General features: G+C 62.9%; 8 protein-coding genes. 6 read left to right on the plus strand and 2 right to left on the minus strand.

Going from position 1 to position 6,171, the window contains the following annotated elements:
• Positions 1-146 precede the first annotated feature (146 nt).
• Positions 147-272 carry a hypothetical protein gene (locus tag CYJ10_RS34535; protein ID WP_257992350.1) on the plus strand — a complete coding sequence of 42 codons (126 nt, stop codon included), beginning with the start codon at positions 147-149 and terminating at the stop codon, positions 270-272.
• A 10-nt stretch (positions 273-282) separates the two neighbouring features.
• On the opposite strand, the gene CYJ10_RS03100 is transcribed toward CYJ10_RS34535, so the two are convergent.
• Both CYJ10_RS03100 and CYJ10_RS03105 read right to left on the minus strand, forming a co-directional pair.
• Entirely contained in the window at positions 283-741 is a 459-nt protein-coding gene (locus CYJ10_RS03100; RefSeq protein ID WP_101680074.1) for an Lrp/AsnC family transcriptional regulator, read from the minus strand.
• A gap of 61 nt (positions 742-802) precedes the next feature.
• On the minus strand, positions 803-1,348 hold the full coding sequence (locus CYJ10_RS03105) for a cysteine dioxygenase family protein (RefSeq protein ID WP_101680075.1): 546 nt from the start codon (positions 1,346-1,348) through the stop codon (positions 803-805).
• A 189-nt stretch (positions 1,349-1,537) separates the two neighbouring features.
• Between CYJ10_RS03105 and CYJ10_RS03110 the strand changes: the two genes are divergently transcribed.
• The 5 genes from CYJ10_RS03110 to CYJ10_RS03130 all read left to right on the plus strand — a co-directional run.
• Positions 1,538-2,494: a LysR family transcriptional regulator gene (locus CYJ10_RS03110; protein WP_101680076.1), complete on the plus strand. Its 957-nt coding sequence runs from the start codon at positions 1,538-1,540 to the stop codon at positions 2,492-2,494.
• Positions 2,495-2,624: 130 nt separating this feature from the next.
• Entirely contained in the window at positions 2,625-3,932 is a 1,308-nt protein-coding gene (locus CYJ10_RS03115) for a Glu/Leu/Phe/Val family dehydrogenase (protein WP_101680077.1), read from the plus strand.
• 314 nt (positions 3,933-4,246) lie between these two features.
• Positions 4,247-5,146, plus strand: coding sequence for a glutamate/aspartate ABC transporter substrate-binding protein (locus CYJ10_RS03120; protein ID WP_101680078.1), 900 nt, complete (start codon positions 4,247-4,249; stop codon positions 5,144-5,146).
• Between the two features lie 65 nt (positions 5,147-5,211).
• The gene (locus CYJ10_RS03125) at positions 5,212-5,940 is read left to right on the plus strand and encodes an amino acid ABC transporter permease (protein ID WP_101680079.1); all 729 of its coding nucleotides are present in this window, start codon (positions 5,212-5,214) and stop codon (positions 5,938-5,940) included.
• 11 nt (positions 5,941-5,951) lie between these two features.
• Positions 5,952-6,171: ABC transporter permease subunit (locus tag CYJ10_RS03130; RefSeq protein WP_146001991.1), on the plus strand; the 220-nt coding region annotated here is incomplete at its 3' end.

Below are 6,171 nucleotides of genomic sequence, written 5' to 3' on the forward strand. Positions count from 1 at the left end.
ATGTCAGCGGCTCGGGGCCGGAAGGCAGCACGGGGCCGCTGGAAGCCGTCGGCGGTCACGCCGGTCGCGGCACGCTGATCCTGTGGTACGACCCGGCGGACAATCCCCAGCTCAAGCCTGACGCGCGATACCGGACCAAGCCCGGCTTGCGGCTGGTGGTCGATGCCATCGGCACCGATCTGCCGAAGCAGCCGAAGATCGGCACGTTCCGGCTCGGTGTCGATGTCGTGCATCAACCGAAGTCGCCGAAGTCGCCCGAGTCGCCCAAGTAGCGCCTGGGCGCTAGGCATAGTCCAGCGGCAATGCCGTCGTGTACTTGATCTGCTCCATCGCGAAGCTGGAGCTGACATCGGCCAGCTCCACGCCCTGGATCAGCTTCTTGTACACGGCATCATAGGCGGCGATATCGGGCACCACCACACGCAGCAGGTAGTCGGTGTCGCCCGCCATGCGGTAGAACTCGGTGACTTCCGGAATCGAAGCCACGAGATCGTGGAATGTCTTCAGCCATTTCACGTTGTGCTGGCTGGTGCGGATCGAGACAAAGACGGTCACGCCCACATTGAGCTTGGCGGCGTCGAGCAGCGCCACGCGCTTGCGGATGACGCCGGACTCCTCCAGCTTCTGCACGCGGCGCCAGCAGGGCGTGGAGGTTAGACCGACGCGCTCGCCGATGTCGGCGACGGGCACGGAGGCATCTTCCTGCAGGATGCCCAGGATCTGGCGGTCATAGCGGTCCATGGATATCAGGTCCGGTAAGGGTGGAGGGCGTCAGCCGCCGGCCACCCTGCCAGGGCGGATGTCAGCTGACGATGGTATCCACCAGCATATTCACGCCGGTGGCAATGCGGTCCTGGTCCACGCCGTAGATGTGCAGTGACACGGCCACGGCGTTGCTGTCGTTGCCCAGTGCGTGGATATGCTGCAGGCCGGCGGGCACGCTGAACGTGTCGCCCACCTCGCGCGTCACGGCGCCCACCTGCGTGGCCGTGCGATTTTCGGGATTCCAGCGGTAATGCCGTTCGGACAGCGTGCCGTGCAACACGCGATACGCGCACCAGGTGCGATGGCCATGTACCTGGCTGTGCTGGCCGGGACGCCAGACCAGCACCATCACCGAGAAACGCTCGTACGGATCGGCGTAGACCAAATGGCGCGTGTAGTTGTCGGGGCTGCCTTCCAGCGCGCCGGGGGGCAGAGTGGCCAGCAGGGTGTGGGCGTCGGGCAGGCTGGCCGCTACGTGGGCGGCCACCATGCGGGCGCTCTGGGACAGCGTGGCTTCCATACCCGATGCCAGCGACGACAAGGGGCACGGCGTGGGACGGATGGCAGATGCGGCGGCTTCCATGGCGGGCTCGTTCTTCTGGATGGGCGATATGTGCGATAGCGTTCATCTTAAAAGCGCGATCGGAGCACCAGCATGCGAAATTTGGTCAAAAGTGGCTGACTATTGTAAGTGCATTCCAATAAATGGCAATTGGTAGGAATTTTATTGCAGGTTGCGCCGGCATCGCTCCGGCAGGCGATAATCCGCGCCATGGAAATCAAATGGCTTGAAGACTTCGTCAGCCTGGCCGAGACGCACAGTTTCTCGCGCTCGGCGGAACTGCGGCATGTCACCCAACCGGCGTTCTCGCGGCGCATCCAGTCGCTGGAGGCCTGGGTTGGCACCGAGCTGATCGATCGGTCGAGCTACCCCACCAGCCTAACCGAGGCCGGCAAGGTGTTCTACGAACAGGCGCTGGCGATGCTGGCGCAGGTCAGCGAAACACGCGCGCTGATGCGCGGCCAGCGGTCGGCCAACGCCCAGGTGCTGGAATTCGCGGTGCCCCACACGCTGTCGCTGACCTTTTTCCCGGAATGGCTCAAGGCCGTGGAGCGCAAGCTGGGCACGCTGCCGTGCCGGCTGCGCGCGCTGAACGTCCACGATGCGGTGCTGATGCTGGTGGAAGGCGGCTGCGACCTGGTCATGGTCTACCACCACCCGCGCCAGGCCATCCAGCTTGATCCGGCGCACTACGACATGCTGGTGCTCGGCACGGAACGGCTGTCGCCGTACAGCGTGCCCGACGCCACGGGCCGCCCGCTGTTCCGGCTGCCAGGCACCGACAAGAAGCCGGTGCCGTTCCTTAGTTACACGCCCAATGCGTTTCTGGGTCGCATGGTGGACATGCTGCTGGCCGAGTCCGTCGATTCGCTCAAGCTCGACAAATGCTACGAAACCGATATGGCCGAAGCGCTCAAGGTCATGGCGCTGGCGGGCCACGGCATGGCGTTTCTGCCAGAAAGCACGGTGCGCGAAGACGTGGCCGCCGGCCGCCTGGTGCGCGCCGAGGCCGCGCGGGGCCTGCCGCAATCGATCGACATGGAAATCCGGCTTTATCGCGAGCGCCCGGCTGACACGGGCGAACGGCGCGGCAGCCAGCTCAGGCGCAAGCGCCAGCTGGTGGACAAGGTCTGGGCGGCATTGGTTGCCCCGTCAACCACCGCTTGAGGGAGGCCAGACGGCGCGCGAACGTTATGCAAGGCTTGCATAACCGTGATGACGGGGATGATCAAACGGCATTGGATTCGGGAAAGGGGGCGCCGATATGCTCCGTGTCACCTTCACTCGGAAACCAACGATGTCTTCCGCAGCACCGACGCAAAACGTCTCCAATGCTCACGCCCTGCCTTCGTACCTGAACGCCGACAACCTCGGCCCGTGGGGCATCTACCTGCAGCAAGTCGACCGTGTCACGCCCTACCTGGGCTCGCTGGCACGCTGGGTTGAAACCCTGAAGCGCCCGAAGCGTGCGCTGATCGTCGACGTACCCATCGAACTGGACAACGGCACCATCGCCCATTTCGAGGGCTATCGGGTGCAGCACAACCTGTCGCGCGGCCCGGGCAAGGGCGGCGTGCGTTTCCACCAGGACGTGACGCTGTCCGAAGTGATGGCGCTGTCTGCCTGGATGTCGGTGAAGAACGCAGCCGTGAACGTGCCGTACGGCGGCGCCAAGGGCGGTATCCGCGTGGATCCGCGCACGCTGTCGCACGGCGAGCTGGAACGCCTGACGCGCCGCTACACCAGCGAAATCAACCTCATCATCGGCCCGACCAAGGACATTCCGGCGCCGGACGTGAATACCAACGCCCAGGTCATGGCCTGGATGATGGACACCTACTCGATGAACTCGGGCAGCACGGCCACCGGCGTGGTGACCGGCAAGCCGATCTCGCTGGGCGGCTCGCTGGGCCGTCACGAAGCCACCGGCCGTGGCGTGTTCGTGGTCGGTTCCGAGGCTGCCCGCAACCTGGGCATGGACGTCAAGGGTGCGCGCGTGGCCGTGCAGGGCTTCGGCAACGTGGGCGCCGTGGCCGCCAAGCTGTTCCATGAAGCCGGCGCGAAGGTCGTGGCCGTGCAGGACCACCGCACGACGCTGTTCGACCCGGCCGGTCTGGACGTGCCGGCGATGATGGAATACGCGTCGCACAGCGGCACGATCGAGGGTTATCGCGCCGAAGTGCTGAAGGGCGACCGGTTCTGGGAAGTCGACTGCGACATCCTGATCCCGGCCGCGCTGGAAGGCCAGATCACCGCCGAGAACGCGCCGAAAATCACGGCCAAGCTAGTGATCGAGGGCGCCAACGGCCCGACCACGCCCCAGGCCGACGATATCCTGCGCGAGCGCAATATCCTGGTCTGCCCGGACGTGATCGCCAACGCCGGCGGCGTGACAGTGTCCTACTTCGAGTGGGTGCAGGACTTCTCGAGCTTCTTCTGGACCGAAGAGGAAATCAACGAACGCCTGGTACGAATCATGCAAGAGGCTTTCCGGGCGATCTGGAAGGTTGCCCAGGACAACAAGGTCACGCTGCGTACGGCCGCGTTCATCGTCGCCTGCACGCGCATCTTGCAGGCGCGTGAAATGCGCGGCCTGTATCCATGATGCAGGCGGGTCAGGGAATGGGAAGCCAGGGCTGTTGCAACGCAGCATCTCTGGCCTCTATCCTAATTCACTGAGAAACGGCGACCGGACTTGTTCCGGTCGCCGTTTTTCTATTCGGCGCCGCCTCCCGAAACTTGCAAGACGGCGTTGGCAGTTGTGTCTCATTTTGGCGCATTGCCGCGAAACACTGCCGGAAATGGCACCAGTTAGGGGAAAAACCCGTTGTCTTGGGTGACGAGCTAAGCAATACTGTTTCGCCGGCGGGACTGTCTGTTACAGTCGCGCCTTTCTCTCTTCATGGTCAAGGAGATGTTATGAATGTTGCCAAGTTGGCCGGCCTGATGATTGCGGCAGGCATGCTGTGTGCAAGCGCACAGGCAGCCGAGCCGCTGACGGGTACGCTGCAGAAGATCAAGGATACGGGTGTCATCACGCTGGGTGTGCGGGACTCTTCGATTCCGTTCAACTACAACCTGGGCGGTGTGCGCCAGGTAGGCTATTCCTACGATATCAATATGAAGATCGTGGAAGCCATCAAGGACCAGCTGAAGCTGCCGAACCTGCAGGTCAAGGAAATCCCGATCACCTCGCAGAACCGCATCACGCTGCTGCAGAACGGCACGATCGACATCGAGTGCGGCTCGACGACGAACAACCTCGAGCGCCAGAAGCAGGCATCGTTCACCACCAGCATCTTCATCATCGGCACGCGCATCATGGTGAAGAAGGACGGCGGCATCAAGGACTGGGCCGACCTGAAGGGCAAGAACGTGGTGACCACGGCTGGTACGACGTCGGAGCGCCTGCTGCGCAAGATGAACGACGACCAGAAGCTGGGCATGAACATCATCAGCACCAAGGACCATGGCCAGTCGTTCCTGACGCTGGAATCGGGCCGTGCCGTGGCGTTCATGATGGACGACGCACTGCTGTACGGCGAGCGCGCCAAGGCCAAGAACCCGAACGACTGGATCGTCGTGGGCAAGCCGCAGTCGCGTGAATCGTACGGCTGCATGATCCGCAAGGACGATGCGCCGTTCAAGAAGCTGTCCGACCACGTGATTACCGGCCTGATGAAGGACGGCTCGATCAACACGATGTACACGAAGTGGTTCCAGCAACCGGTGCCGCCGAAGGGCCTGAACCTGGACTTCCCGCTGTCCGAAGACATGAAGGCGCTCTTCAAGAACCCGAACGACAAGGCACTCGACTGATCTGCGCGATTGGGGCAGTGCGAAACGGAAGGAGCAGTCCTTCCGTTTCTTTTTGAGGACGCACTATGGATTACGTTTTTCACTGGGGAGTCTTCCTCGAGCAGGCCGCCTCCAACGAGACGTACCTGGACTGGATGATTTCCGGTCTCAAGGTCACGATCGCGCTGGGCCTGTCGTCGTGGATCATCGCCCTCATCATCGGCTCCGTGCTGGGTGTGCTGCGCACCGTGCCGAACAAGTGGCTGTCGGGGTTTGCGGCCACCTACGTCGAGATTTTCCGGAACATTCCGCTGCTGGTGCAGCTGTTCATCTGGTACTTCGTCGGTCCCGAGCTGCTGCCGGGCGGCGAGGCCATCAAGCAGATGAACCCGTTCACCCAGCAGTTCCTGGCCGCCATGATCTGCCTGGGCACGTTTACCGCCGCCCGGGTTTGCGAACAGGTGCGCTCGGGTATCAATTCGCTGCCGCGCGGTCAGAAGAACGCCGGCCTGGCCATGGGTTTCACGCTGGCGCAAACGTATCGCCACGTGCTGCTGCCGATGGCGTTCCGCGTCATCGTGCCGCCGATCACGTCCGAATTCCTGAACATCTTCAAGAATTCGGCCGTGGCGTCGACGATCGGTCTGCTGGAACTGGCCGCCCAGGGCCGCCAGCTGGTGGACTACACCGCGCGCCCGTACGAGTCGTTCATCGCGGTCACGGTGCTGTACGCCCTGATCAACTTCACGGTGATGTTCCTGATGCGCTGGGTGGAACGCCGTACCCGCGTGCCGGGCTTCATCGGCGGCAAGTAAGGAGCTGGAACATGGCATACGAATTCGATTTCAGCTCGATCAACGCATCGACCATTCACGTGCTCGGCGAGGGCATGATGGTGTCGCTGAAGATCACCGTGACTGCGGTGATCGTCGGCATCGTCTGGGGCACGATTCTGGCAATGATGCGCCTGTCGTCCAGCAAGCCGCTGAACTGGTTTGCGCAGGCGTACGTGACGCTGTTCCGGTCCATCCCGCTGGTGATGGTGC

The organism is Cupriavidus pauculus, from assembly GCF_002858765.1.
Taxonomy (GTDB): Bacteria; Pseudomonadota; Gammaproteobacteria; order Burkholderiales; family Burkholderiaceae; genus Cupriavidus; species Cupriavidus pauculus_B.

Coding starts and splice junctions, on each gene's coding strand:
- CYJ10_RS03100 (WP_101680074.1), bottom strand. CDS start 741: ATGGACCGCTATGACCGCCAGATCCTGGGCATCCTGCAGGAAGATGCC.
- CYJ10_RS03105 (WP_101680075.1), bottom strand. CDS start 1,348: ATGGAAGCCGCCGCATCTGCCATCCGTCCCACGCCGTGCCCCTTGTCG.
- CYJ10_RS03110 (WP_101680076.1), top strand. CDS start 1,538: ATGGAAATCAAATGGCTTGAAGACTTCGTCAGCCTGGCCGAGACGCAC.
- CYJ10_RS03115 (WP_101680077.1), top strand. CDS start 2,625: ATGTCTTCCGCAGCACCGACGCAAAACGTCTCCAATGCTCACGCCCTG.
- CYJ10_RS03120 (WP_101680078.1), top strand. CDS start 4,247: ATGAATGTTGCCAAGTTGGCCGGCCTGATGATTGCGGCAGGCATGCTG.
- CYJ10_RS03125 (WP_101680079.1), top strand. CDS start 5,212: ATGGATTACGTTTTTCACTGGGGAGTCTTCCTCGAGCAGGCCGCCTCC.